The organism is Paenibacillus sp. 2003 (assembly GCF_031455635.1).
GTDB lineage: Bacteria > Bacillota > Bacilli > Paenibacillales > Paenibacillaceae > Paenibacillus > Paenibacillus amylolyticus_B.
This window is the reverse complement of record NZ_JAVDTB010000001.1, coordinates 1,145,092-1,170,505: the sequence shown is the minus strand read 5'-3', so window position 1 is coordinate 1,170,505 and position 25,414 is coordinate 1,145,092. Positions and strand designations below refer to the sequence as shown.

Sequence of the window (25,414 nt, the reverse complement as noted above, 5' to 3'; positions counted from 1 at the left end):
AGAAATTTGATTATATTCCCTCTACAATCCGCTTGGCTCTAACCTTCACCTCACGGTAAAGTTCATCCTCATCAATCGTTAACAACTTCCTGCCTTGCATGAGGATCTGACCGTTCACAATCGTTGTGTCCACATCCGCCCCATTTACACTGTAAGCCAGTAACGATTCTACTTCATGTACAGGTTGAAGATGTGGTTTCACCAGATCGATCAGGATTAGATCAGCTTTGCGCCCCACCTCAAGTACACCCACTTCATCCTGTAAACCCAGCAGACTAGCACTTCCGCGTGTAGCCATGTGCAGAACTTCTTTAGCTGGCAAGCGCGTGGGATCGCCATAATTCAGCTTTTGCAACCAGGTCGCGGCTTTGATCTCCTCGAACATATCCATGGTTGTCGCACTTCCCGCTCCATCGGTTCCGATCCCCACGTTAATCCCCTGGGCCAACATCTCGGTAATCGGAGCAATTCCACACCCAAGCTTCAGATTGCTGACCGGATTGTGTGCTACACCGCCTCGCATGCCCTTCAATCTACCGATGTCCCTGCGATTGAGATGCACACCATGTGCAAGCAACACATGTGCCTGTTCGAACATCCCCGCCTCTTCCAAATACTCCGTCGGTGTCATGCCATAACGTTCACGAATCTTCACGACTTCTTCCTTCGTCTCAGCCAGATGGATATGCAGCGGGATATCCTCCGTGACAGCCATGGCAATGACTTCACGGAGCGGCTCCATGGGACAAGTGTAGGGGGAGTGCGGTCCATACATCGTTGTAATCCGTCCCTCGGCCGCTCCAGACCAGCGCTGTACAAGATCGATCGCCTCTTGCAACCTGCGTCCGCCATCATCCTCCAGGAATACCATCCCGCGTGTCAGCGATGCCCGGATACCTGTTTGCTTCACGACTTCTGCAATCTCGTTCATATGAATGTACATATCCGCAAAGGCAGTGGTACCTGAGCGGATCATCTCGGCGATGGATAACTTGGCCCCCCAATAGATGTCTTCCGTGTTCATCCGTGCTTCGGCAGGCAACATTTTACGTTCGAGCCAGTCCATCAGCTTCAGATCATCCGAAAATCCCCGGAGCAGGCTCATTGGTGTATGTTGGTGTGCATTGATGAGGCCCGGCATGGCAACCTTATTGCGACCATCGATAATCTCCTCTTCAGGTTGAGGAGGAATGTGGTTCGCAATCTGTACAATGCGATCTCCTTCAACACGAATATCCCCCATAAAGGGGGCATCGGCATCTTTCATCGTTAGAATTGTAGCTTGCTGAATCAATATACTCATTACGTTCACGGCTCCTCTGGATTGGTTATCGTTCATTCCATATCCGAGGGTAAGCCTTTACGTAACGGCAAGGTCAAGTCATTTTAATTTTTGGATCGTCATCTTTCTGAAACTTTGTATAAAAGGTTTGGGGTCGATTTCGACCATATAAGGATATACTCCTGTGCTTGTGTGCAGATAGAAAAATCCACCTTCATCACCCATACGGCGAAATGACATATCAAACACCTCCGTGATGTTGAACTCGCGGTATTTGGTCACGATTTTATCGGAATACAGAATCATGGAGCGGGCATTCATCTCAATCTCTTGGGCGAGACCCGTCACTTTTCTCTGCACTTTGTAATAAGGTAATACAGCAACGCAGTTCATGATCTCCCTCCCTCCATCATGCCATGATTATTGTTCCATCATAGCAGATCGGAGGGTCCTAACAAAAGAACATGAACTCAGGTAATCATGGTCGTCACGCTTAGCGGCGTAGGAAGTGCATCCTGAATGTCCTGCAAAGAGAGACACTGTTCAATATGAAACACACCATGAGGTAACTCTGACTCTGTTCTATATACGCGTTCCGCCACGGCTGTTGCCACGGCCGCTGTCGCATCTGCTTCCTTATCGCCAACGAGCAGTTGTTCGACGCGGACGTGCTCACCATTTTCCCAACCTATGGCATCGACCTTGACTGCATACATCGGCTCTCCTCCTGGAATAAGGCCAAATGCCTTGACTGTTCCATTCCGAATAGACGGGATACGGAGCAAGGAAAACAATCCTATACTTTTGGAGAGCGCCATGGAACTTGTGATCCAGCGGGAGTCCAGACAGAGTCTGGTAGATACGGTTGGAATACGTAACGTTCGAGCAAGCACATGCTGATCCGAAAAGTTAAATCGGTATGCCTTCCGGTTCCCCAGTTCTGCTCCAAAATCAATCCTTTTGCCATCTCCGAAACTTTGTACCTCAGCAGATTTGCCCTTTTGCATCACTTGGTAAGTGGCATTCATCTGATCAACGGTCCACTCCACGGCAGCTTTTCCGTGCTTCTCTCCAAGTCCCAGCATTACGGTAATGTCTGCTTCCTCTACCTGATCGATATGCATGGTCGCTTCGCGCACAAGCAAATTAGTCACTCCGGGTGATAATCCAACGCTGAGGATCGCTGTCGATTGGGAACGTTGCATTGTGGTGTGCAGTTGTTCAACCTGGACGAGAAAATCATATTTTGCAGAAATATCAATATAATCGGCTCCGGCTTGTGCGCAGGCTTCAACAAACTGGGTATCGCTCTGATCCACACACATAATGACCAGCTTCACAGGCCTTAACATGGATGGCTCTACAGGTCGTGTTACATCCAGTTGAAGCGGTAGCACAGCACCACCTGTAGACCTGCTGAATTCTTCCGCACGGTTCATGCGTGTACCGGCAGCCCATACTTTACCCGGGAACAATTTCCCCAGTTGAGTACATATCATCTGCCCCACTTGACCATAACCGCCAACGACCCAGATCTGATCTTTCATAGGCTTCACGTTAGTTTCGAATTGCATAATATCCCTCCACCCAGAACGCCCCGAAGTAACGTGTAATATGTGAGAAACCGCATTCGGTCAGTAGCTGAGTCATCTCTTCAGAGCATATTGGATCAGATTCACGGCCCAGGGAAGCAGCAAAGCGCTCCCACTCTTCAGGAAGCACACCCACACTCAACATGTGATCCTCCCAAGCTTGCATCATGATTGGATGTGCTGGTGAACGAAAATTGGCATTTACAGCCGCAATGATCAGTGGTGCACCCGGTTTAAGTCTCGCTGCGAGACTGGTAAGAAACGTTCTCTTGGCCTCCATGCCCTGAAGGAAATGTAACATGAGCATGCTTGTCGCCCCATCATATAAAATATCCTCCGGCAATTCTTCAACCGTGACAGGTTGCAACTTCACTCTGGAACCGATGCCTGCTTCCGCGACTCGTTTCTCCGCAAGTTGCAGCATGGGCTGTGATGGATCTACTCCAGTTAATGTCCAACCGGCATGACGTGATCCAAGCAGTGCAATCTCTTTTCCCCCTCCCGCTCCGGCTAAAAGTATATGAATATCGTTGTTATCCGCAAACGATGCTGCAAGCAGCCGTTCCATTAGATCATGCATATGAGAATAACCCGGAATTTTCAGGGTTATCGATTGCTCGTAACGATGAACATCTGCTGTTTCCCAGCTCATCGGTGATGGATTGTGATTCATGGACACCGCACTCCTCTTGATTTGAAGTTAGACTTGACTCGTTGTTCGTCTAATTTCATTATAGAAGGATACGGCGAGCCTACAATCCCAGAACATTGGGATATGCGCACAGAGAGAGGAGATATCTTGTTGACATCACGTATTGATCAGAACCACAGACTTATCACTTCTCTTGAAAAAGGAACCTGGACCTCACGTACCTACCGGGAAGCTGTTCTCAAGCAGATCCATTCGGTTATACCTTACGACGCATACTGTTTCACCACCGTTGATCATCTGACTCTTCTCTCCACAGGAGCCGTGACTGAAGATGGCATTGAAGCCATTCATGATCGGTTATTCATCAATGAATACATGGAAGAAGATATACATAAATACGCTGAATTAATTCGCAGCGGTGAACATACAGCTACACTTCATACGTCCATGAACCTACAGCTCGAACAAAGCCCTCGTTATATCAACATTCTTCAGCCAGCGGGGTTTGGTGATGAACTGCGTGCTGTATTGGTCAGTGGAGACGCTTGCTGGGGATATTTGACCCTATATCGTAAGACAGAATGTGCTGTCTTTACAGAGGAGGAGCGGTTGATGATTCAGTCCTGGACCGCTTCTATTGCATCGATGCTGCGGTCCACGAGCTTGACTCTGATCGATGAGATCACGAGTGGAAGTCCCGAAGAACCCGGAATTTTGATCACCTCAGACACGTTCCAACTCTTATCCCTGAACGCCCCGGCGGAGTATTGGCTGTCCCAATTGCGTATGCTGGAACATATAGGGCCGGATGTTCTGCCCCGTCCGGTACGTGCAGTCAGTTCGCACTTGCAGCGCAAGAATCGGGCAGAACGGGCTGACGATACTCAACTCACTCCCGACTCGCCCTCCAAAGTTTGCATTCAACTTCCGGATGGGCGTTACCTCATACTTCATGCCAGTCTCATGCAACAGCTCGTGGGACCGGATCAGATTGCCATCCGTTTGGAGCAGGCGATGCCCCAGGATTTGCTGCCCTTGCTTGCCGAGAGCCATGGATTATCCAGTCGAGAACGGGAACTGCTCGGATATGTGCTCCGCAGCTATTCATCCAAGGAAATTGCTGCTGCGATGCATATTTCTGTCTACACGGTTCAGGATCATTTGAAATCCATTTTCGCCAAAACCAAGGTATCCTCACGGCGCGAGCTCATCTGGTATTTCGTTTCCCGTTTCCAGCTGTCGGATGAACCGGCGATATGTCGTGACAGAACAGATGAATAACTGCTCAATAGAATCTGAGTAAATTTAATCTACATCGTTTCTTGAATACAGCAAAAAAGAAGCCAAATCCTAAAGGATCGGCTTCTTTCTTAGGCTTTTGCTACGTATAACACGTTCATTACTAAATATATTCACGATGCTGTGATTACGCCCATATCATCTCCTACAACTTTGCAGGTTTCCGAGAAGGTTTGGAAGAGGTAGATTTTTTATTCTTTTTCTGACTCACTTCCACAACCACAGGCTCCTGTGGGTGTTCCACCGGGTACATTTTGCGGAACAATAATGTCTGTAGTACCAGGAACGAACCCCCAACTGTCCAGTAGAGCGGCATCGCTGCCGGAGCTGTAAGAGAAAAGAATGCCATCATCAATGGGGAAAGATATCCCATAATGGCGAACTGTTTTCGCTGCTCAGGCGCCATATTGGCTTGTGATACTTTAGCTTGGATCAGATATATGACTGCAACCACCACAGCGAGCACGTAATCCGGCGCTCCCAGTTTGAACCAAAGGAACGAATGGGAGGACAACTCCGGTGTAAGTCGGATGGCTGTGTAAATACCTGAAAGTATAGGCAGCTGAATGAGCATCGGCAAACAACCAATGTTCAGCGGATTAAACTTATGTTTCTTGTATAGTTCCATTGTTTCCTGAGATAGCTTTTGCTTATCAGCAGGGTCATTTTTGCCTTCATATTTTTTCTTGAGCGCATCCATTTCGGGCTTCATGGCGTTCATGATGACTCGTGTTCCCTGCTGGGACTTGGCTTGACGCATCATCAATGGCAACAGTGCTAAACGAATGACCAGCGTAATCACGATAATCGCGACCCCGTAGCTTCCGTTAAATATCGTGGCAATATGCTGAATCAGATACGACAGTGGAAATACAATGTAGTGATTAAAAAATCCCGGTGTCGATGAAGTAATCTCCGACACGTTGTTGCTGCATCCGGCAAGCAGCATGACTGCAAACAAAATGACAATCAGGCCATAGATCCGTCCCTTGCCCGAAGTAAAAGTGAATCCCTTGTTGGTCTTATGTTCCATATATATCCTCCTCGTTGATTTGTTGACCAATCGTTCAACGAGGAATGACAATCTGGTTCATCTTCATCGGGCGCTTCTCTTCGTCTAATCATGCGGCTCCAGTCTTCCTGTCTGTGCTGTCTGTCCAAACACAGGGCGGGAAGTACAGGTTCAAGTCCACCACCGACGCCACCTTCCACCCAGTACTCTGTCATGCCACAATGAAGATGGGCAATATAGGCATAACTGACGGTGAAGATGAGTCCAATCGAGAATAAATATGGTAATATCTCCTGCAGTTCAAACAAGGGATTCACCCCCTTTATAGGTTAGTTTTTATATTATAACACTTACATATTGTTTTTGCATAAATCCGTACGTGAAAACAACTATTATTCAGTTATTCCGTTCTCAATTTGGACAACTCTAGCTCAGCTCTGTGTCTTGCTACGTTATAAGAAGGCCAGGAACGATCTGATGTATCCATATCCAGATATGCTTGACGTTCCAGCATTTCCCTCTTGAGATCCGGACACTCCTCTAGAGCAAACGCTCGAAGTAACGGAACTGCATCTGCTGACAGACTCGCCAGATAGGTAGCATCAATATTGCCAGTCTGATGATAACGTTCAATATTCAGCTCGGCAATCCGTTTATCCATACCCACATAGTTGACAGCAACATATGCAGTGAGCGCAAGCACAATATACCAGCGGATCAGCGGTATGGACGTGTACCGTATACGAAGGCCAGCAATCAGCAACAGGAGTGCGAGGAAGATCATGAATGCGTGTACCAGAAAGCGGATGTATGTATATCCATATGCCTGCTCATAAAGATTTAGGCGCATAAACGCGGAATACAACATAATTGCTGAACAACTGACCAGAATCAGGAGAAGTACCTGATGCACGATGGAACCCGCTTTGCCACTCGAACGGGTATACTGCAAAGCAACAATAAGAATAAAGAAGTTAATACCTGTGACGAGAATTAACTCTGCGAATCCACTTCTCGCATACTCTGCGTAAGACAGATCTACCGGAAGATGTCCCTCTCCAGCGCCAAACAGATACGAAAATTGTACAAGTACAAACAAAACGTACACACAGTTAATGACAATCAGCATCGTGCCTACAATGATGGGGTCCAATCTGAATGGTTCTCGATGAACCGGAGTGCGTTCGGGCTCGGGTGTAATCTTATTTGTAACCTGACCTTCAGTGGCCGGGTCCACAGGAGAGAATATATAGGTGTGATCACGCTTATCAACCGTGGATACTGCTCCATTTTTCCAATGTGCGTTCGCTCTCTTCTCTGCCTCATATTGCATTGGCTGTACAAATCCCCATGCATAACCGAACAGCAATACACCTGCGATGACAATCCAGATGATTCTCGGTATCCCTGGAGTAAAAGCCAATTGATTCAGCCATTCCGGAAAACCGGCTAAATACTGATCAAAGACCCCGTCAGCGGAGGACAGTAATGCAACGACTACAATGAGGATAGGCAAGGACGCCACAAGACCAATGAGTACTTTGAAAACAACTGTTTTTTGGGATTTGCCCATGCCACGCCCTCCTGCTCTCACAGCAATGGCAGCAATAGTCCCCCAATGACGTATGGCTTGAGGCAGCAAGTGGTCAATAGCCGTACCAATCAAACCGATCTCCCACCACTGCTTCTGTTTTCTGCCCATCAGATACGTCATATGTAAGATAACTACGCCAGGTATAACCAGAAAATTAAGAACATACAGCAGTTCATTGTCATATAACAGGAACGTTAGCGACAACAATAGCACTACAGCCGCCACAAAAGCATCAATGAACTTGAAAGACCTCATGCGATCCCGTGCAAACAGATACATGAACACATAAAAGAGAATTACAAAGATAGGATACGATACGCCAATCTCATTACCATAGAATAAATACTGGTGAATGATCGCCAGCATCCATGCAGACAGTAGCGTGATTAGAGCGCGTTGCGGTGAAGCCATTATTTTATCAATCATGGGAAAAACCTCCATTAACCTTTCTATGCTATATTCTAGATGATAAAATAGGAATATAAATAGAAATTAAAATCGACAAAACTTCTTATTTTAGAGAATTACGCCAGGTATACCTCCAGGAGGGAATCATCACTTTGAAATTACATCAGCAATATCTACTATTACATCGCCAATACGGTCACCATACAGAACATGAACTTACGCTTGCCGACCTCGCTGAATTACTTGATTGTACGCACCGCAATACATTAACGATTGTCAAAAAGATGGTTGCCCATGATTGGATTCATTGGGTTTCCCAGCGTGGCCGGGGTCGGCGTTCTTCACTGACTTTGCTTGTTCCGGCTGATCAAATCGCCGCAGAATATATGATGCAGGCCATGAATCGCCGGGAGTTGCAGGAAGCTGCCGAGCAGGTGAGTGCATTCTCGAGCTCAACTACCATGCAGGATCATCTGAACCAGTGGTTGCTTGGGTATTCAGGACATCATACCGAAGCCGGCACCAATAATGAGCAGATTGATACGCTTCGGTTGCCCCTGCGCCAACAGCTTCATGCGCTTGATCCGCTGTACATTAATCTATTAGCTGAATCCTTTGTGACCAGCCATGTCTTTGACGGGTTGGTTCAACGTGGTGAAAAAGACCAGATTCTCCCCTGTCTCGCTCATACTTGGGATGTCAGTGCAGACCGACAGACCTGGACGTTTTATTTACGAAAAGGTATTACATTTCACAATGGTCAGATGCTGACGTCTCATGATATTGTGCATACATTTGAACGGCTGCAATCTACAGATCGTCGGACATTGTACCGTGATGTAAGTAGACAGCTTCTATCTATTGAAGCGGTCAGTCCCTTGACCGTGTGTTTCCGGCTTAAAAAACCTCACGAATTGTTTTTGTCCTTTCTTACAACAAGTCGTGCGGCGATTGTACCCTCACCAAGAACAAACGAACATAAGATGAAGCATTCGAGTGATGTGCATGGGATGCAAAAACCTGTTGGGACGGGGCCGTTCAAGGTCACCGCCTGGGATGATCACTTGTGCAGACTTGAAGCCTTTTCATCGTATTTTCAGGGTAGAGCACATATGGACCGGGTAGATATCCTGCAAATTCCGTGGAGTGCCTCGGCCAAAATGGATGATAGTCAAGATATCGAAACTCCGTTCTTCCATCTTGTTCATAATCCGTCTTCGTCTACGGGTGCAGATTGGACTCAGATTAGTGCAGGTGTGATGGTTCATAAATTACTCACATGTAATACGCAAAAAGCCGGACCGTTAAACGATCCGGAAGTAAGAGCACACCTTCAGTCATGCCTTGCTGGAATGTATAGAGATGACGGACATGCAGATAACTCTGAGGTCATGGAGACTGATTTTAGTGCGGTGAATACCGGGATGGTTGACCCGGAGGGATATAGAGATATTACTAAACGACTCACTTCGGCTAGTCCCATCCCCCTGCACATTGCAACCATTCCACAATATCGCAGGGATGCTAAACATCTGGCGTCCATACTGGAGCAGTGCGGTTTCTCCTGTACCGTCCGTACCGCTACGATGGAGCAGTTCAAAGGAAATCTCCGGCTGGAATCTGATCTGATTCTCTTCTCTCTCATTCGGGACAGAGACGAAGAACTGAGAAGGTATGATCTCTACTCCACGTTATCTGAGCATCTGGAAGATTCTGCTCGGATGACGATTCATGAGATTTTGCAAACTATCGTCGCCTCACCAAATGCAGCAGATCGAACTTCTGCATTAGACCGAATTGAACAATTTTTGGTCAGCCAGAACTTACTGTTCCATTTATCTGAAAAACCGGTAGAGACGGCTTATCTGCCTTCCGTGCGTGGTCTATCTTTTAACAGCCAGGGCTGGGTGAACCTGCGTCATATCTGGTTTCCGTCTGACGCACGAGCACATCCGTTTGATTAAACATCGTATTATATTACTTATACCATCCGATCACGTGTCTATTTTATTTTGATATGGTCCTGATCGGCTGTCTCGGTTGGCTTCTTAATGAAATGGTATCTTTACGTCGATATACTCCAAGCAGTAAACCCATCATGGCGTATTCTAAGATCAGATGAGAACCAAATCCAATAAAAGGGAATGTAACGCTAACAATCGGAACCTTTCCGGTAGTCATCGCCAGCGAGTAAAGCATTTGCAATACAAACATCATTGTAATACTGAACACGATCATACGACCAAATTCATCGAGTACACGAGGTAGCATTTTCAGCATACTAGCAAGAAACCATACGATTCCAAGCAACAGCACTATGCCTGCTAGCCAACCAAATACATCAATAAGCATTACACCGGGATAGTCCATATAAAATCCTTTAAAGTGGTCAAAAGACGTGTCAAAACCGTTTCCCCACCATCCGGCGGAATGAAGAATACTCATAATTGATTGGTTATAGCTACCATTTCCTAGCGGGTCATTTTGGGGATTAAACACGGCAGTGAGTCTCTCAAACCGCCTGTACTCACCACTCAAAAACAATTGCATCATAGTGACAAGTCCCGCAATTGCAGCACCTACAAACGTATAAAGCCATTTTCGTGTAATCCAGGCAAACAAGATAATAGTTGCCGTTCCGAATGGAAACAATCGTACCCAATCTGAAGCTTGTAACAGGCTAAAAGACGGCAAAGCCACAAGAAGAATATAAGTTGAGATGGATTGTACGTCACACTTAGTACGCAGCTTATCCAGCATAATCGCACCTATGGCGAGGGGCAATACCCACATCGATATCGTCGTGAGATCAATGGTTAACCCAAATATGCTCCAGAACCGTAGCACACCATAATCAATCGGTGATACCAACGGATTAATCCACAACATACCACTTAACAAAATATAGATCCACCAGGCAGATTTTTTCCATTTTCGATAATCATAATACATCAAAAACACCATCAGTACTAAACCTAAAATAGTGTAGAACAAATGACTTTTATACAAAAACTGAAAGGTTTCAACTGAGATATTTTTCGTATAAATCCACGTCAGCAGCAGGCTTATGATTAGCAAACTGGCAATTCCCGTTAACAGACCCCAATGTATTCGATGACGATGTAAGCGGTGCATACTCTTGCCTACGACAGCGGGATCACCCATCTGTTCAATGGCATATGCAATTGCTTCTTCCTCTGTATAACCTTCTTGTTCTTTATCCAAAATCATCTCATCCATATGGTTCCCCAACTCATTACGCAGGTCGTTATGTACTTCGCGAGCTTTAACCTGAACACACATGTGATCAAGATAATGCTGAATTCGCTCATCTCGATTCGTCATGTCAGGCCTCCTTCCCCAAGAACCCGATCCACAGCTCTACGGAACAAATTCCACTCCGCTTTTTTACTTTCTAAGGCCTCCATGCCCTTGTCACGAATCGAATAATATTTACGTTTACGGCCTTCAACCTCCATCCAGTAAGACTCTACCCATCCTTCAATCTCCATGGCATGCAAAATAGGATATAACGTGCCCTCTTTCAGATTAAACACACCCTCAGATTGACGATGTAGTTCCTTGATTAATTCATATCCGTACAACGGTCGTTCCTTCAATAAAGTTAGGATTAGTGTCTCGGTACTACCCTTAATCATTTGTTTGTTAACCTGCAACGCGCTCACTCCTTTCTTTTCATACTTTTAAATCTCTTCTGATCATATACATCGTAAACCTATGCATAGAACAACTAGGTATGATATTACCTTATCCTTCCTTTTCTGTCTAGCCAACAAGCTACTTTATTTATGTTAAAATAAAGAAGTTCTTTCATTCATGAACTCTAATGACGAATCTATATATTTGTGTATTTTTCAATTACATATACTATTTTTCAAGACAATTAAAGGAGGCATTACATTCATGAGCAAACTAATTTTCTTTCTCGGCGGGGCCGGAAGTGGCAAGACCACCCTTGCCAAAGCCCTTTCCCGTAAACATAAAGCGGCTTTCTTTGATATGGATATTCTGCTTCGTCCCGCGGCTGAGGCGATCATGACCCTTCAGGGACTTGATCCCTCCGACCGAGATTCGCCTGAATACAAAAGGTTGTGCCGTGATCTTGGGTACCGCATTACGATGGACGCCGCTCTGGATAACGTTCAGTTGGGTATCGATACGATCGTTGTGGGGCCATTTACCAAAGAAATCGGTACCCCGGATTGGATTGCTCAGGAACTTGCACGAATTGGACATACCCTGGAAGATACGGATGTGCGTGTGGCCTATATTTATCTTGAGAATGAAGCGTTGTATCACAAACGGATCACAGCAAGACAATCTCCATTGGATGAATGGAAACTCGCAAACTGGGATGCCTTCACAGCTTCTCTCGTCCGTAAAGAAGTAGCCTGGCCGCTCCCTGCTTCATCCGTCGCTTATATTGACAATTCCAGTGATGATCCTGCGATTGCCTATGCCGAACTTGAACGACGGATGTACGAGTAGCTTTATAAAATTCACATCACAATTCCTTTGCACTAGTTCGCTTCACATGGAAAATAAAAAGACGAAACAAAAAGAGGTATTTGTTGAGACCCCCATTGGGTCCATCATGACAAATACCTCTTTTTCATATATTCAAGATCATCTTTTCATATGTTCAAGATCATTCGCAACTCGCTATTCACCCTCTGCCATTGCGGGATCACGCAAAAAGGTTTGCGGATGTCCTGCCGTAATAAGTGCATACTACGGAATCGCCATTACATTCAAACTGATAGATTATAGATGTACTTAAATGTAAGAGAACGAACATATCTCAACTCAAAGGAGAATTTCATGAAATCTCACGTAGCAACATGTCCAACTCGACAAAAACAACACAGCTACAAATCGAATCCTAATTGGAAACGTGCCGTAGCCAATATCCTCCTGGTTGCATCTCTGAGTTTCACCACAATAACCAGTGTATCGGCTGAAAGCAGTCTCCCTCTTCCTCAGGTAAGCCCTCAGGAAACTGAATCGTTCATCAATCAATTCTTCGCCCAACCTGAAGTGAAGTCTGCTCTGAAAGGTGCGGTAGTCACCGTTGTTCACGATCAACAGATTGTGTTGAATAAAGGATATGGTTATGCCAATGTGGAAAAACAAATCCCCGTCGATGCCGACTCCACCCTGTTCCGTGTAGCCTCCATCTCCAAAACGCTGACAGCAACCGCTATTATGCAATTGGCCGAGCAAGGTAACGTAAAGCTTGATCAGGATATCAGCGCATACACAGACGCTTTGCATCTGACCAACCATACCGGAACAGCGTTAACATTGAAACATCTGATGACCCACACCAGCGGGTTTGATTTCACAGATGTAGCAGCTACAGACAGAGAACTGGAAAGTTCTTATCCGCTTGAGCAATTCGTCAAAGACCACCAACCGTCCGTTGTCCGCACGCCAGGAGAAGTTTTCCGTTACGACAACTACGGCTATGCACTCTTGGGCTACATTGTTCAGAAACAGTCCAAACTTCCGTTTGAGACTTATGTACAACAGCATATTTTCCAGCCACTCGGTATGTCGGATAGCCATTTTACACTAAGCAAAGACTCGCTCAGTAAACTCGCAACTCCTTATGGCGCTGAAGGGCAGGCATTACCGCAATATCCCAATGTACCGGATAGCTCACCTGAGGGCGGATTAATTACGACTGGACGGGATATGTCTCATTTTATGCTTGCGCAGCTCAATCAAGGTTCGTCCCAGGGTGCACGTATACTCGAACCGGCATCCGTCCAGGACATGCAAACGTTGGATGTCTCCATACACCCTGATATACCCGGCACAGGTTACGGATTCGAATCCACCTATTCGCAATATAATCATGGACGGAAAGTCGTGAGTAAAGCAGGCGATCTTGCGGGCTTCCACTCCAATCTATGGCTCTTGCCTAACGAGATGACCGGACTATTTATCGTCTCCAACAGTGATGGACCAGATGTGCGAGAAGCGCTTTTTCAAGCATTTATGGATCATTTTTATCCAAACAACAAGACGCATTATAGTGATTATAGCGTACCCAAGTCTTCACTCCGTTCCTACGAGGGACTATATCGAGATATCCGTCTGCCTGCATGGTTATATGATATTTCAGCAACAGAGAAAGGTCTTCAGGTTATAGATGCTTATGGCACTCACACTTTAACACCCGTTAAGGACATGTTGTTCATGGATGAGGACGGTAAGCTTGCTGGTTTAAAAAAAAATCAGTCAGGTGAAATCACGTATTTCTATTACAACAAGTCAGATAGCTGGTCCGAGAAATTGCCAGAAGCCAAGCCTTATGAAGATGTGCCAGAAGACCATCCCTATGCTCCGTACATCTATCGCTTAACACAGATTGGCCTGTATCCACAGGATCAATCCCTATTTGAACCAGAGAAGCCTGTTAGACGTGGGGAGTTTGTAGCACAGGTCGTGGGCATAAGCGGAATGTCCATTTCAGCTCAATCACCAAAATTTAAAGATACCCAAACAAGTCCCTTTGCCGCTTACATTCAAACAGCCCTTGAACTGGGCATTGTGCAAGGTAATACCCGTGGATTGTTCCATCCTGACCAAGCCATAACAAGGCAAGAGGCCGCGGTGATCATATCAAGAACGGCACAACAACTACTTGGCGCACCTGCCGTAACTGCCGATCTCAGCAGTTCACAGGATCATTGGGCTGAAGAAGGTGTCCAGTTTGTGGTTGCTCTAGGTCTCTACGGTCCGGAAGTATCCATATCCAGCAGCGGTGCTGTGGATTATAAATCGAAGCAGCCTATGCTCAGGCAGGAATCATCAGTTTTGATGTACAAAATGTTAGGCACTCTGCTACATTAACATAGAGTGATGCTCGGCAAGCCATGTCATTGCTACATGGCTTGTTTTTCCACTTCATTTTACCAATGATGCATTTTATAAGAACGGATGATTACTCGCATGGGATTAAGAAATTCATTACATAGAGTCACCACATATAAATTTAGTTCTGTTTGGTTTGTCACGATGTTGTGCTTTATACTAACAGCCACATATATCCATATCTCTTCATTTTCAAATCCTTATATCGGACTTTCGTTGACACCAAATGCCTCCAATTCTTGGGCAGTACATGATGTAGATCCGCAAGGGTTAGCTTATACATCCGGAATTAGATCGGGTGACACCGTTATCTCCTTGGCACCCAAAAGAGAAGTCCGGTTACTCCATCAAAAAGGCGTATTCTTAGTGACTGAAGCCTACACCATCGGCGTTGAGAATTTTCGCGGTCAGACATCCGAACATACAATGATGCCCGGACCACGTGAATGGTTCGACATCGGCTTCTCATCCATTGTAGAATTATTGCTGTTGCTGACCGGAACCTATGCCTTGTTTAGCCAACCCGGTTCACGAGTGATGCGTCTGTTCTACCTCCTTAACCTGTCCATGGCCATATGTATACTGACGATATACACTTCCCAGTTGCCTATATCCAATTATATTTTGGCCTTTTGTGCGGCATGGTTACCTTACTGTCTAACTGCTTTTTATGTGTCTTTTGTATTCCGTACCCGCCTGCATCGTTTCCGGTGGTTACTATTCATCAGCAGAGGTATTGCAGTTGCTTATTCTGCAGGCCTAGTATTTCTGTACATCAAGCAGTGGATGATGACCGATGTTCAGATCAATCAAGGCATTACCACCGTCAGTACTCCTGTTGCGCCGTCTGGTCCAACCAATCTGCTTAACTTTATTCTTTGTGCAACCCTTCTGATCTTAATCTGGATGACATGGGTTAATCGTAAAAGCTACAATCGCAAGGAGCAGAACCAGCTATTGCTCATGTTAACAGGAATTATTTTTAGCCTGATTCCCTTCATCATCTGTTTTGCTATTCCAACCCTGCTTCAAGGTGAACCATTATTGCCTGTAGAGTACACATTAATTGGATTTCTTCCTTTATCATGGATGTTCACTTATGTACTTGTACAACGGAGTATGCTTGATCTCAAACTGGTTATGCCAAGATTGATGATTCATGGACTATATGCTTTAATCGTATTTTTACTGTTTCTGGCTGCTTCTCGCCTGCATTCGTTAATTCATATCAGCTTACTGTTTGTCTCGTTTTTGCTGATTACTTGGGTGTATCAGTACATGCTCACCCGCTCACGCAAGAAAAACAAACTTAACAAAGACTGGTTGGAACACCAGCAACTGCGGTTGACTATGCGAATGGCTGAGCAGCAAAACATGCGGGACATGATTCACGTGTTTGCCGAGATGTTCCACAAGATGCTGGATATTGAAGGCGTAATTGTCATATGGATTGATGATAAGCACAGATATTCTCAGGAAGGTACAGGGGTTTTTGCTTCCATTCAGAATATCGATAACGAGGCGTTGGATATTGAAGTTTTACGACAGAAATATGACTTGGCACAGGTTTGGGAGCTTTCAGGTGAACCAACGACGGAGATGATAGGATTTCTAGGCATTGGTCACAAAGAAAATCGCACCCTTTTTTCAGCAGAAGAGCAGGATATCATTGATAAAGGCAGGCTGGAAGCGATTCGAATGCTCGTCAATGGCAAACTCTTATCTGATCTGCAGAAGCGATATGAATACCGTGTAGACCAGACAGATCTTCATGAACACCAGATACGCCGCCATCGGCAGTTCAATGATATTATGATGGAAGCCCAACAGGCAGAGCGTATGAAAACCTCTTATTTCCTTCATGATCAACTGCTTCAAAACCTGATTTTCCTGTCTCGTGATTTGGAGGAATTACACGATACCGGAGAGACGCATAAGGATCAAACGGCTGTTTGGCTAGAGTGCCTGTATGCTTCCCAGAGAGATATACGCCAATTGTGTGATGATCTCTACCCTCACATTATGGATCGAAGTGATCTTGAGGAGGCGTTGCAATGGCTCATCCGTACACTTCAAATAAAAAGTGGTATCAGAATGGAATTAAACTACAACGCCCTCTCTGAAGAGTTGAAGCACGAACCTCTAAAGTCCACCGTCTTTCGGACGGTCCGCGAACTCATTATGAATGTGATGAAGCATTCACAAGCGTCGTTTTGCTCCATTCAGGTACATACAAGGGCTAATGACCTGTTTCTCCAAATAGAGGATGACGGCTTGGGGTTTAATGTTCATACCACATTTGATACTCCAACAGGGCACTTCGGTTTGATATCCATTCAAAGCAGCATTCAACATCTCGGTGGAGAATTCACCATACATTCCAGCCTTGGCAAAGGAACCTCAATCAACATTCGTTTGCCTCTAACGAAAGGAGCTACTGAATAATGAGCGAACCCCTTACAGTTATATTGCTTGATGATCACCCCCTGGTCATGGAAGGTCTCAACAACCGCTTGAACCGCGAACCCGGTATACAGGTACTGAAGACATTCAGCGATCCATTGCTTTTCTTATCCGAAGTAGAGGCGTTGCGACCAGATGTTGTTGTGATGGATATCCGCATGCCCCAGCTTGATGGGTTCGAGGTTGTGAGAAGATTGAAAGATCAATACGGGTTATCCGTCAAAATTATATTGCTATCTGGATACAACTATCATGAATTCCAGTTAAAAGCTTATGATCTGGGCGTCCATGCCTACTTGTCAAAACAAGCAACGTATGGACAGATTATCAACGCCATTCACCAAAGTATGTTGGGTCATGTGCTTGTTCCAGAGACCATGTTATCCTCTAATCTGGAGGAATCACTCACTGCAACAGAACGCAAAGTGCTTAACCGTATTGCACTGGAGATGACCAATAAGGAAATTGCACAGGATCTGGCGATCAGCCAACGTACAGTGGAGTATCATATCACGTCTATTACACAGAAATTTGGTGTTAAATCCAGAATCGGGGCTGTAGTCAAAGGCTATCAGGCAGGTATTCTCGGTGACGTAACACTCCCTGAGAAACGCTAAAAACATTCACCCTTTAAAAGAACAACAAAAGAGCGGCAGAACACCCTTGTAATGCAACCTGAGGTTTGTTCTTAACCGCTCTATTTGTTAATTACTTTCCTATAGGGGCATTCACGCTTGATGCGTGTGCTCCTTATCCGCGCTGACGTGCCGCATGACGTTCAGCAATACGAGCCGTGATTATTCCATGACTCTCATTGATTTCTTCCGGTGTACACGCGGCTTTTAATTCATATACTTTCACCAGAGAACGGTCGATAATATCCAAAAATGAATCAAAAAATGTCATGTCTTTGCTATGAATGTATGGACACCAATGATCTGATAACCCTACGGTTTCATGAATATGCACGCCAACCACGTGATCAATCAACGCGTTAGCCTCACGTACATTATCGTACAACCCCATTCGATCCATCATCATGCCGTGACCAATATCGTACCAAAGACCAAGCGGCGCGCCCTTCATGCGTTCAATAATCGTTCCCGCTTCGTGCAAAGTCGGCATCTGATAACAGCGTGAACGGGTCTCAATACCAAAATTCACTCCATATCCCCGCTGCTCCGACAAGTCACATACCTCTTCCAGACTCTCCTGAATCCGGCTCAGGTAATGTGCGCTGCCATCTTCCCGTTTCTCCAGCATCTCTTGCCATAAAGATTGATACGCCGGGGAGTCCGGCCCCTGATCGTGGTATATCTTTTTCAACGCTTCATCTATATTGTATTCAAACGGAACCTCACCCGGATGTACAACAACAGCCTTGGCTCCATAACGATGTGCATACTCGGCAGAGCGGAGTAACAGTTCAATCGCTCGTTTGCGGCGCGGCTCATCAGCGAATCCGAGCAGGACGGAATCCGTCCCATAATCCGGATCAGCCACATGCGGGAATGTATTATGCACACTGGATACACCGATTTCGCCCCGTTCAATCATCGGTTCTATCGTCTGCAGCATCTCTTCCGTAACATTATAATTCAATTCCACCTGTCTGAATCCAAGAGATTTGATCTCTTCAATCATGCCTTGTCCGGTCGTATGACGTTTGATGTTCCAACATGTTGAGAACGAATATTCCTGTTTGTCCGTATACATCATTGGTCCTCCTGTCTCTCATTCTATCTCCCATTCATATTCCATTTATCTCTATCTATATAAGTTGAACCAATAAACTTTACACTAGATCACTCCAATTGCAGTACCATCTTCCGATCGCTGTTATCCCCAGATTTTTTTGATCCCCTTCTCCAAAGGGAAAAATCCGGAGATAGCTTATGCTTCCGATGCAGCTTTCTTGCAGAAAGCTTTCAGGCGAACGCTCCGCTTCTTCAGATCGGTTCTGCACTCTCCGTTCTCGTGGAAATGTTCAGTTCATCTTATATACCTATTTATTCCTCATACCGTTGTTTTCACGGAGAGTCAATTCAAATCTCATCTTGTTCGCAGTCTTTCCAGGTACATAACGATAGATGATCTCCGCATGATTCACGTACATTAACACGGATGGTTCAGGCGCTTCAGCCTTCACGGTACACGTAAGTCCAGGGAACTGCCATAACGCTGATGTAATATCCTGCTGACGAAGGGATGGCCCCCTGATTTCAAAATAAACATCGATCTCTTCCGCCGTATCCAGCTCCACATCAATGGTTAACGAATCTGGCGTGAGATCCGCATCGAATGTTACTCCGCGCAGATGACTGTTCCAATCCTCGCCTACCTCACGGCGGATCAAGCGAAGATAATAATGCTCCCCCGTCTCTGTCTGCCAGTGGATCGTAGCTGGATGCATCTGTCCATTCGTATTCACACTTCCCGACATGGCCCCGATCATCCGATCCTCACCGATCCAAGCTTTGGCTGTACACAAATTCCGATTGGAGGTTGGATCATTGCGCTCACACAGTTCCATGAACTGTTTCTGCACAAGCCGATCTTCTTGATGAGCCTTGAAATACGGCACGGCTTCCACGGGCACATCCACCCCAAGGAGCGCAATCAGTGGATCATGGCCTGACTCACAGTTGATTCCTGCCAGATATTCATACCCTTCTCCAAGCAAGAGATAGATAAATACACCGATTGAACTATGCTCTCGCATTTCCATGTCGTACGCCCGAGAGAATGGGCCGGAGAGATTCTCCAGGTTGGCATTATAATATAGCGCAATGTTACTCCACAGCCCGTGTTCAATCCGGTGTCCAATTTCGATCAAACGTTCGGTGAGTCCATACTTTCGATACATGCCAAGCACGGACAGATCCACCCCGTAATACGTTGTTGTATTGAATTCAGCGAATGTACCATCGTACTGTTCAAACTCCTTCATGAATCCCTCTGCCTGTTCATCCGAATGCTGAATCCATTCTGTTCGGTTCAAGCGATGGCCGTAGTAGTGGGTGATGAAAATATGCATTAACTCAATATTGGTGTTCATTGGGATTACGTCGGATAACCTGCGTTCTATTGACCCTTGTACAGCCAGTTCCATCGCATGGTCTATCCGTTTCATGAGTGTCTCCGGTATAAGTTGGGCGAATTCGGCAGTTACAACCACACAGACACAAGCGATAAACTCGCGCCAGTTGGGATCATAGCTGATCCAGACTGGTGGCAGAACCTGATTCACTGCCGAATAAAAAAGGTGTTTCAGTTGTTTGGGGTTTGCTGCCTCTGTTAGCCGAGAACCCTCTTCCTGTAGTTTATGGATAAACTGCGCAGACACCTTCTCAAAGGTGCGTTCCAGGAAATAGGCCGTGCCTGGCGCAAAAGATTTCCAAGCATAGTGACCCGCTGGTGGATGCACATCATTGGGCCGGGTCGCGAAGGTTCCGTGATAGATCTCATCCGGAGCGTCATATTGAACATCGAGCACCTTGTGGAACACCCGTATCGCGCGTTCCACATCACCAGGCTCATTTCGAATCAACAACCCTAGCGCATAATGTGCACTGGCTCGTGTGCTGTGCTGCGATGAATCCTCTTCTTCGAAACTACGTAGCAGATCCAGTTCCTTGTCATAGAAGCTATCCATCATCACCATGGACTGATTTATAAGATACTGCTGCTCTTTCGACATCTTTTCTACTATTCGTTGTGTCATATCATGCGACCTCCCGAGACTGTTAACCTTTTACAGCACCTACCATTACGCCACTGATAAAGTACCGCTGCAACCACGGATACACAAGCAGAATCGGTAACGTTGAGAATATAACGCTGGCTGCTTTCAGACTCTCAGGCAGAACCTGAACAGCACCAATGCCTTCGTTCTGCATCAATTCTGTAATCTGGTTTTGCTGAATCATCTGATACAATTTCAATTGTAAAGGGTATAGTTCAGGCTTCGTAATATACATGAGTGCATCCTGGAAACCATTCCAGCGTCCTACCGCGTAGAATAGGCTCAGTGTTGCCATAACCGGAAGAGAGAGTGGCAAAATAATGCGCATAAGTGTTCCGAAGTGACTGCTACCGTCAATGCCCGCCGCTTCTTCCAGACTTTCGGGAATACCTCGGAAGAAGGTAATGAGAATGATCATATAGAACGGACTAATCAATCCAGGCAGAATAAGTCCCCATGTGCTGTCGAGTAGATGCAGATTTTTGATCAGAATGTACTCAGGAATAATGCCGCCACTGAAGAACATTGTCACCACAATGACAAGCATGAACCACTTGCGCCCTTTCAGATTACTCTTCGCCAGTGGATATGCCGCTGCAATGGTCATCACCATGCTCAGCACCGTACTCAGGACGGTCAGCCAAATCGTATAGATGAGTGAACGAATCATCGATCCATCTGCAAATACTTTGGTATACGCCTCAAAGGATAATTCTTTGGGGAAAAAGGAAACTTCTCCTGAACCAATCGCCCGGTTTGAGCTGAGCGAGATCGCAATAATATGAATGAATGGTGCAAGACACAGCACCATCGTAATGATAATAAGAATGACGTTTACCGAGTTGAATATTCGATTCGCCGTGTTTTCAGACATCTCACTCACTCCTTACAGATCATATGTGATTCAATCCACTACATAATGCTCTCATCGGTTAATTTCTTGGACGTATAATTTGCTCCGAGTATGAAGACAAGTCCAACTAAAGCCTGGAACAAACCTACAGCTGTTGCGAGCGTAACCTGACCAGATTGTAAACCGACACGATAGACAAACGTGCTGAGCACATCCGAGTATTCACGTACAGCCACGTTACCGATAATAAACGGTCGGTCAAAGCCGATAGAGATCATGTTGCCGACATTGATGATCAATAAGGTAACAATCGTTGTTTTGATGCCTGGCAAGGAGATGTGCCAGATTCTCCGTAGCCGACTTGCTCCATCTACTTCTGCCGCTTCATACAGCTCCCGGTTAATCCCTGTCAGGGATGCCAGATACAGAATCGTACCCCAGCCTGCACTCTGCCACACGCCTACCGCAAGATACGTAAAAAGCCAATAGTTTTTGTCTGAAAGGAATGGCAATGGATCAAATCCCATGCTCATCAAAATATTGTTAATGAAACCGGATTGTGTACCGAATACCTGAAGTACGATCCCTCCAATAATCACCCACGAAATAAAGTGAGGAATGTACAGTAAAGTCTGTGCCAACTTTTTGAACCAGGCCTTTTTCAGCTCAAACAATAAGATGGCTAATATAAGTGGTGCCGGGAAGGAAACCAGTAAATCCAGCATATTAAGCACTAACGTGTTACGCAATGCCGTGTAGAATCCCTGATTTTGAAACACTTCTCTGAATGCATCCAAGCCAATCCACTCACTACCGGCGATCCCTTGAAAGAAGTTAAAGTCCTTGAAGGCAATCTGCACGCCATACATTGGCCCATACTTAAAAATAATGAAGTAGATCATGGGCAGTAGGAGCAACGCATATAGTTGCCAGTTTCTGCGGAAATAGATGCTTGTTTTCATAAACCTTCCCCCCATGTCATTCAGGATTCTTCATCAAGGCGATGTTACCATCGCCCTAATGAAATCCCTGTTCTTTGTTGTCATACACATTAGATGTGATCTCTACTCTACTTATTTCATCGCTTTGTAAGCTTCTGTACGTTCATCCAGGATTGCTTGGCCACCGCTCGCCATGTAGTCCTTCATCATGCTGTCATACGTGGCTTCAAAATCAGCGGGTTTGGAAATGGTTGTTTTCACGAAGAACTCCATAAACTTGTCTTTTAAGCCGTTACCGTAACGTGCTTCTGCGTCAATCGGTTTGGAGAAACGTACCGGTTGAATGGTGTCCGTGTTAGAGATCGCTACCGACTTGCGCATATCATCCCGATACTTCGACTCTACCTGAACGACATAAGCCTCTTCATTTTTCTTGTCATCCCCAACGTATTTACCGTTCACGATAATGGCAATGTCACCGGAATTATAGATACGGCCTGCAATTTCAGGAGAAGCATCATCTTTGATCAGTGGTACCCCATCCACAAGTTCGTAGTTCTCATTTTCAACACCGAATTGCAGGTCGAACAAGTTGTTGCCCGAAGCCATCCAATCCAGATACTTCATCGCTGCTTCCGCATTTTTGCTCGATTTCGGAATCATGACATACATCGCATTGGGTGCATATGCCGGTTTGGCGAATTTGCCCTCGGAGTTTTTGAATGCATCAATCGGTGTCATCACTGCACCAGGTTGATTGGTTTGCAGGTTTTTGTACGTACCGGAGATATAAACCTCCCCTGCATCCTCGGTGTAGAATCCAACTTTGCCGTTAGATACATCTTCCCACAGCTTTTTCTTGTCTTTATCGAGTCCAAAGTCCTTGCTCATTAATCCTTCATTATATAGTGTGTTCATATATTTCAGAGCGTCCTTGAAACCAGGCAACAACGTTGGATAGTCATTGGAACCCAGTTGTTGCGTTAATGTATATTTTTGCTCTTCCGTCAACGGTTCAATAAATGACCAGATCAGGGGTTCGTATTGAGCCGAAGCAATTGACATCCCCATTGGGATAAGCCCTGTGCCCACCTTACCCGGATCTTTTTCCTTAAAGGCCTTCAGTGTGGTATGCAGCTCCTCAGCTGTCTCAGGTGAAGGCAATCCGAGTGCGTCCAGCCAATCCTGACGAACATAAGATGCGTACTTGCCAAGTACAAGACGTTTACCTGGAACCGCAAACTGTTGTCCATCGTATTGACCGTAGGCCAGCGTTTCATCTCCGAGGAACTTCTTCAGGTTAGGACCACTTTGATTGATCAGATCCGTAAGTTCGGTCAGACCTCCTTGCTCTGCATACCGGTTGAATGTTCCCGAATCGTAGGTAAAGACAATATCAGGAACTTCAGAGCCACTCGCCATCAGAACGTTAAGTTTCTGTACTTCCTCCGAGCGTGGTACGGGAACAAACTGAACATCGATGTTGTTTGGATCACCAAACTTCTCTTGAATGAAGCGAGTCAGATAACTGTCCGAAATGGTGTAGCCCGCCGGAGTGTTTCCCCGATCGAAGATTTCAACTTTCAAAGTCGTTTTTTCCCCCGCACCCGACTCTCCAGATGAAGATGTTGATTCGCTTCCTGATGAACATGCAGATAATAATAGAGTGAATGCTGTTACCACTGCGAGGATTGAACTTGCCTTGCCAGCCTTACGTCTTTGAAATAATCTCATTTGACCTTTCCCCTTTCGCACACTCTCTGAATGAATTCACATGATTGCCACTCCACTTTGTTCCGTGCATTTCGTTGCACCTGTGAATGTCACTAATCATTACATAAGGTCTGATGATTAGACAATAAACTATTTTCAAAATGTAAAATTCACGTTTTTTACGTCAAATGCCGCGATATATAAACATATTTCCTGACAATATACAATTTTCACGCTCTTTATGTTAACTATAATAACGCAATATGTTGTGTTACGTTGAATTCTCACACACAATCTGGCATCACCCAGCTTGCAATAATCCTTTTTCCATTGAATCTCTCTTCAAAAAATGAAAAAGAGACCACATCTTATGTGATCTCCTTGTTTAGCAACACGTGTAGAACGATTCGACGCACTAATTCCTTGGCGGAAGATTAAACTTCACTTGACCAAACAACGTATCGATGGCATTTCCCGCAAATTGATCCATCACATGTTCGTTGCTTGTGTCCGTATGTTCCAAAATCAATACATTATACTTCTCATCATAATGCATTCCGCCCAAAATAAATCGTACAGGAATGCTCTGAGCCGCCCCTGCCTTCGAAATGGCCTGAATAAGTTCGGATTCATGCCTTTGTTGACTTGTCGTATAGGTACCAACAGGTATAGTTATCGTATATGACGAGTCATCTACATGAAATGTAAATGTGTTGTTGTTTGCTGTAATGGTAACCTTTTTACTGATATCTACTGATCCCCATACTTGCTGTCCGTATTTGTACATCATCTTCACTCCTGCCCTATTAATCTATGGATTGTCATACTGCTAGTATAGGACATTCGTAAAATTCCTTAACAACATACCAGCTACACTGGCCTAAGATCGTGGTTGAACAGCCAAAAAATCTCCTGCCTGCAAAGGACGATAAGTTACGAACCTTATTCCCTCATACA

The 25,414-nt window shown here is 45.4% G+C and carries 21 protein-coding genes; 6 read left to right on the top strand and 15 right to left on the bottom strand.

Annotated elements, in window-relative coordinates:
- Positions 1-10 precede the first annotated feature (10 nt).
- The 4 genes from J2X75_RS05435 to J2X75_RS05420 all read right to left on the bottom strand — a co-directional run bounded on the left by J2X75_RS05435 (position 11) and on the right by J2X75_RS05420 (position 3,547).
- Positions 11-1,303 (bottom strand): amidohydrolase, encoded by a 1,293-nt coding sequence (locus tag J2X75_RS05435; RefSeq protein ID WP_310334794.1) that lies wholly within the window; start codon positions 1,301-1,303, stop codon positions 11-13.
- A 78-nt stretch (positions 1,304-1,381) separates the two neighbouring features.
- Entirely contained in the window at positions 1,382-1,675 is a 294-nt protein-coding gene (locus J2X75_RS05430) for a hypothetical protein (protein ID WP_307537158.1), read from the bottom strand.
- A gap of 77 nt (positions 1,676-1,752) precedes the next feature.
- Positions 1,753-2,856: a saccharopine dehydrogenase family protein gene (locus tag J2X75_RS05425; protein ID WP_310334792.1), complete on the bottom strand. Its 1,104-nt coding sequence runs from the start codon at positions 2,854-2,856 to the stop codon at positions 1,753-1,755.
- On the bottom strand, positions 2,840-3,547 hold the full coding sequence (locus tag J2X75_RS05420) for a class I SAM-dependent methyltransferase (protein WP_310334790.1): 708 nt from the start codon (positions 3,545-3,547) through the stop codon (positions 2,840-2,842). The genes J2X75_RS05425 and J2X75_RS05420 overlap by 17 nt, the downstream gene beginning before the upstream one ends.
- A gap of 129 nt (positions 3,548-3,676) precedes the next feature.
- Here J2X75_RS05420 and J2X75_RS05415 point away from each other — a divergent pair, with 129 nt between their 5' ends.
- Complete coding sequence (locus J2X75_RS05415; RefSeq protein WP_310334789.1) at positions 3,677-4,807, top strand: helix-turn-helix transcriptional regulator; 1,131 nt, start codon at positions 3,677-3,679, stop codon at positions 4,805-4,807.
- A 163-nt stretch (positions 4,808-4,970) separates the two neighbouring features.
- Here J2X75_RS05415 and yidC read toward each other — a convergent pair whose 3' ends face one another.
- The 3 genes from yidC to J2X75_RS05400 all read right to left on the bottom strand — a co-directional run bounded on the left by yidC (position 4,971) and on the right by J2X75_RS05400 (position 7,857).
- Positions 4,971-5,858 (bottom strand): membrane protein insertase YidC, encoded by an 888-nt coding sequence (gene yidC, locus J2X75_RS05410; protein ID WP_310334787.1) that lies wholly within the window; start codon positions 5,856-5,858, stop codon positions 4,971-4,973.
- Positions 5,795-6,145, bottom strand: coding sequence for a hypothetical protein (locus J2X75_RS05405; protein ID WP_310334785.1), 351 nt, complete (start codon positions 6,143-6,145; stop codon positions 5,795-5,797). Before J2X75_RS05405 ends, yidC begins: the two co-directional genes overlap by 64 nt.
- 92 nt (positions 6,146-6,237) lie before the next feature.
- Complete coding sequence (locus J2X75_RS05400; RefSeq protein WP_310334783.1) at positions 6,238-7,857, bottom strand: DUF4153 domain-containing protein; 1,620 nt, start codon at positions 7,855-7,857, stop codon at positions 6,238-6,240.
- Positions 7,858-7,991: 134 nt separating this feature from the next.
- Here J2X75_RS05400 and J2X75_RS05395 point away from each other — a divergent pair, with 134 nt between their 5' ends.
- Positions 7,992-9,803, top strand: a complete 1,812-nt coding sequence (locus J2X75_RS05395) for an ABC transporter substrate-binding protein (protein WP_310334782.1) — start codon at positions 7,992-7,994, stop codon at positions 9,801-9,803.
- 43 nt (positions 9,804-9,846) lie between these two features.
- On the opposite strand, the gene J2X75_RS05390 is transcribed toward J2X75_RS05395, so the two are convergent.
- Both J2X75_RS05390 and J2X75_RS05385 read right to left on the bottom strand, forming a co-directional pair.
- A complete protein-coding gene (locus J2X75_RS05390; RefSeq protein WP_310334781.1) occupies positions 9,847-11,184 on the bottom strand; it encodes an FtsW/RodA/SpoVE family cell cycle protein in 1,338 nt (445 codons plus the stop codon).
- Entirely contained in the window at positions 11,181-11,516 is a 336-nt protein-coding gene (locus J2X75_RS05385; protein ID WP_167483549.1) for a PadR family transcriptional regulator, read from the bottom strand. Before J2X75_RS05385 ends, J2X75_RS05390 begins: the two co-directional genes overlap by 4 nt.
- Before the next feature lie 247 nt (positions 11,517-11,763).
- Here J2X75_RS05385 and J2X75_RS05380 point away from each other — a divergent pair, with 247 nt between their 5' ends.
- The 4 genes from J2X75_RS05380 (at position 11,764) to J2X75_RS05365 (ending at position 17,822) form a co-directional block, all read left to right on the top strand.
- A complete protein-coding gene (locus J2X75_RS05380; RefSeq protein ID WP_310334776.1) occupies positions 11,764-12,348 on the top strand; it encodes a P-loop nucleotide/nucleoside kinase family protein in 585 nt (194 codons plus the stop codon).
- A gap of 333 nt (positions 12,349-12,681) precedes the next feature.
- On the top strand, positions 12,682-14,721 hold the full coding sequence (locus J2X75_RS05375; RefSeq protein WP_310334774.1) for a serine hydrolase domain-containing protein: 2,040 nt from the start codon (positions 12,682-12,684) through the stop codon (positions 14,719-14,721).
- Positions 14,722-15,108: 387 nt separating this feature from the next.
- On the top strand, positions 15,109-17,187 hold the full coding sequence (locus J2X75_RS05370) for a sensor histidine kinase (RefSeq protein WP_310334773.1): 2,079 nt from the start codon (positions 15,109-15,111) through the stop codon (positions 17,185-17,187).
- Entirely contained in the window at positions 17,187-17,822 is a 636-nt protein-coding gene (locus J2X75_RS05365) for a response regulator (protein WP_310334771.1), read from the top strand. Before J2X75_RS05370 ends, J2X75_RS05365 begins: the two co-directional genes overlap by 1 nt.
- Positions 17,823-17,955: 133 nt before the next feature.
- On the opposite strand, the gene J2X75_RS05360 is transcribed toward J2X75_RS05365, so the two are convergent.
- The 6 genes from J2X75_RS05360 to J2X75_RS05335 all read right to left on the bottom strand — a co-directional run bounded on the left by J2X75_RS05360 (position 17,956) and on the right by J2X75_RS05335 (position 25,247).
- Positions 17,956-18,921: a sugar phosphate isomerase/epimerase family protein gene (locus J2X75_RS05360; protein WP_310334769.1), complete on the bottom strand. Its 966-nt coding sequence runs from the start codon at positions 18,919-18,921 to the stop codon at positions 17,956-17,958.
- A gap of 289 nt (positions 18,922-19,210) precedes the next feature.
- Positions 19,211-20,929: a hypothetical protein gene (locus J2X75_RS05355; protein WP_310334766.1), complete on the bottom strand. Its 1,719-nt coding sequence runs from the start codon at positions 20,927-20,929 to the stop codon at positions 19,211-19,213.
- 22 nt (positions 20,930-20,951) lie between these two features.
- On the bottom strand, positions 20,952-21,824 hold the full coding sequence (locus J2X75_RS05350) for a carbohydrate ABC transporter permease (RefSeq protein WP_124114304.1): 873 nt from the start codon (positions 21,822-21,824) through the stop codon (positions 20,952-20,954).
- A 38-nt stretch (positions 21,825-21,862) separates the two neighbouring features.
- Complete coding sequence (locus J2X75_RS05345) at positions 21,863-22,765, bottom strand: ABC transporter permease (protein WP_017688833.1); 903 nt, start codon at positions 22,763-22,765, stop codon at positions 21,863-21,865.
- A gap of 111 nt (positions 22,766-22,876) precedes the next feature.
- Entirely contained in the window at positions 22,877-24,478 is a 1,602-nt protein-coding gene (locus J2X75_RS05340; RefSeq protein WP_310334763.1) for an extracellular solute-binding protein, read from the bottom strand.
- A gap of 394 nt (positions 24,479-24,872) precedes the next feature.
- Complete coding sequence (locus J2X75_RS05335) at positions 24,873-25,247, bottom strand: hypothetical protein (RefSeq protein ID WP_310334761.1); 375 nt, start codon at positions 25,245-25,247, stop codon at positions 24,873-24,875.
- Positions 25,248-25,414: the final 167 nt, after the last annotated feature.

Excerpts from the sequence above, each read along its gene's own strand:
- J2X75_RS05420 (WP_310334790.1), bottom strand. The coding sequence starts at position 3,547 with ATGAATCACAATCCATCACCGATGAGCTGGGAAACAGCAGATGTTCAT.
- J2X75_RS05340 (WP_310334763.1), bottom strand. The coding sequence starts at position 24,478 with ATGAGATTATTTCAAAGACGTAAGGCTGGCAAGGCAAGTTCAATCCTC.
- J2X75_RS05375 (WP_310334774.1), top strand. The coding sequence starts at position 12,682 with ATGAAATCTCACGTAGCAACATGTCCAACTCGACAAAAACAACACAGC.
- J2X75_RS05345 (WP_017688833.1), bottom strand. The coding sequence starts at position 22,765 with ATGAAAACAAGCATCTATTTCCGCAGAAACTGGCAACTATATGCGTTG.
- J2X75_RS05335 (WP_310334761.1), bottom strand. The coding sequence starts at position 25,247 with ATGATGTACAAATACGGACAGCAAGTATGGGGATCAGTAGATATCAGT.
- yidC (WP_310334787.1), bottom strand. The coding sequence starts at position 5,858 with ATGGAACATAAGACCAACAAGGGATTCACTTTTACTTCGGGCAAGGGA.
- J2X75_RS05400 (WP_310334783.1), bottom strand. The coding sequence starts at position 7,857 with ATGATTGATAAAATAATGGCTTCACCGCAACGCGCTCTAATCACGCTA.
- J2X75_RS05380 (WP_310334776.1), top strand. The coding sequence starts at position 11,764 with ATGAGCAAACTAATTTTCTTTCTCGGCGGGGCCGGAAGTGGCAAGACC.
- J2X75_RS05425 (WP_310334792.1), bottom strand. The coding sequence starts at position 2,856 with ATGCAATTCGAAACTAACGTGAAGCCTATGAAAGATCAGATCTGGGTC.
- J2X75_RS05350 (WP_124114304.1), bottom strand. The coding sequence starts at position 21,824 with ATGTCTGAAAACACGGCGAATCGAATATTCAACTCGGTAAACGTCATT.
- J2X75_RS05435 (WP_310334794.1), bottom strand. The coding sequence starts at position 1,303 with ATGAGTATATTGATTCAGCAAGCTACAATTCTAACGATGAAAGATGCC.
- J2X75_RS05430 (WP_307537158.1), bottom strand. The coding sequence starts at position 1,675 with ATGAACTGCGTTGCTGTATTACCTTATTACAAAGTGCAGAGAAAAGTG.
- J2X75_RS05390 (WP_310334781.1), bottom strand. The coding sequence starts at position 11,184 with ATGACGAATCGAGATGAGCGAATTCAGCATTATCTTGATCACATGTGT.
- J2X75_RS05355 (WP_310334766.1), bottom strand. The coding sequence starts at position 20,929 with ATGACACAACGAATAGTAGAAAAGATGTCGAAAGAGCAGCAGTATCTT.
- J2X75_RS05365 (WP_310334771.1), top strand. The coding sequence starts at position 17,187 with ATGAGCGAACCCCTTACAGTTATATTGCTTGATGATCACCCCCTGGTC.
- J2X75_RS05360 (WP_310334769.1), bottom strand. The coding sequence starts at position 18,921 with ATGTATACGGACAAACAGGAATATTCGTTCTCAACATGTTGGAACATC.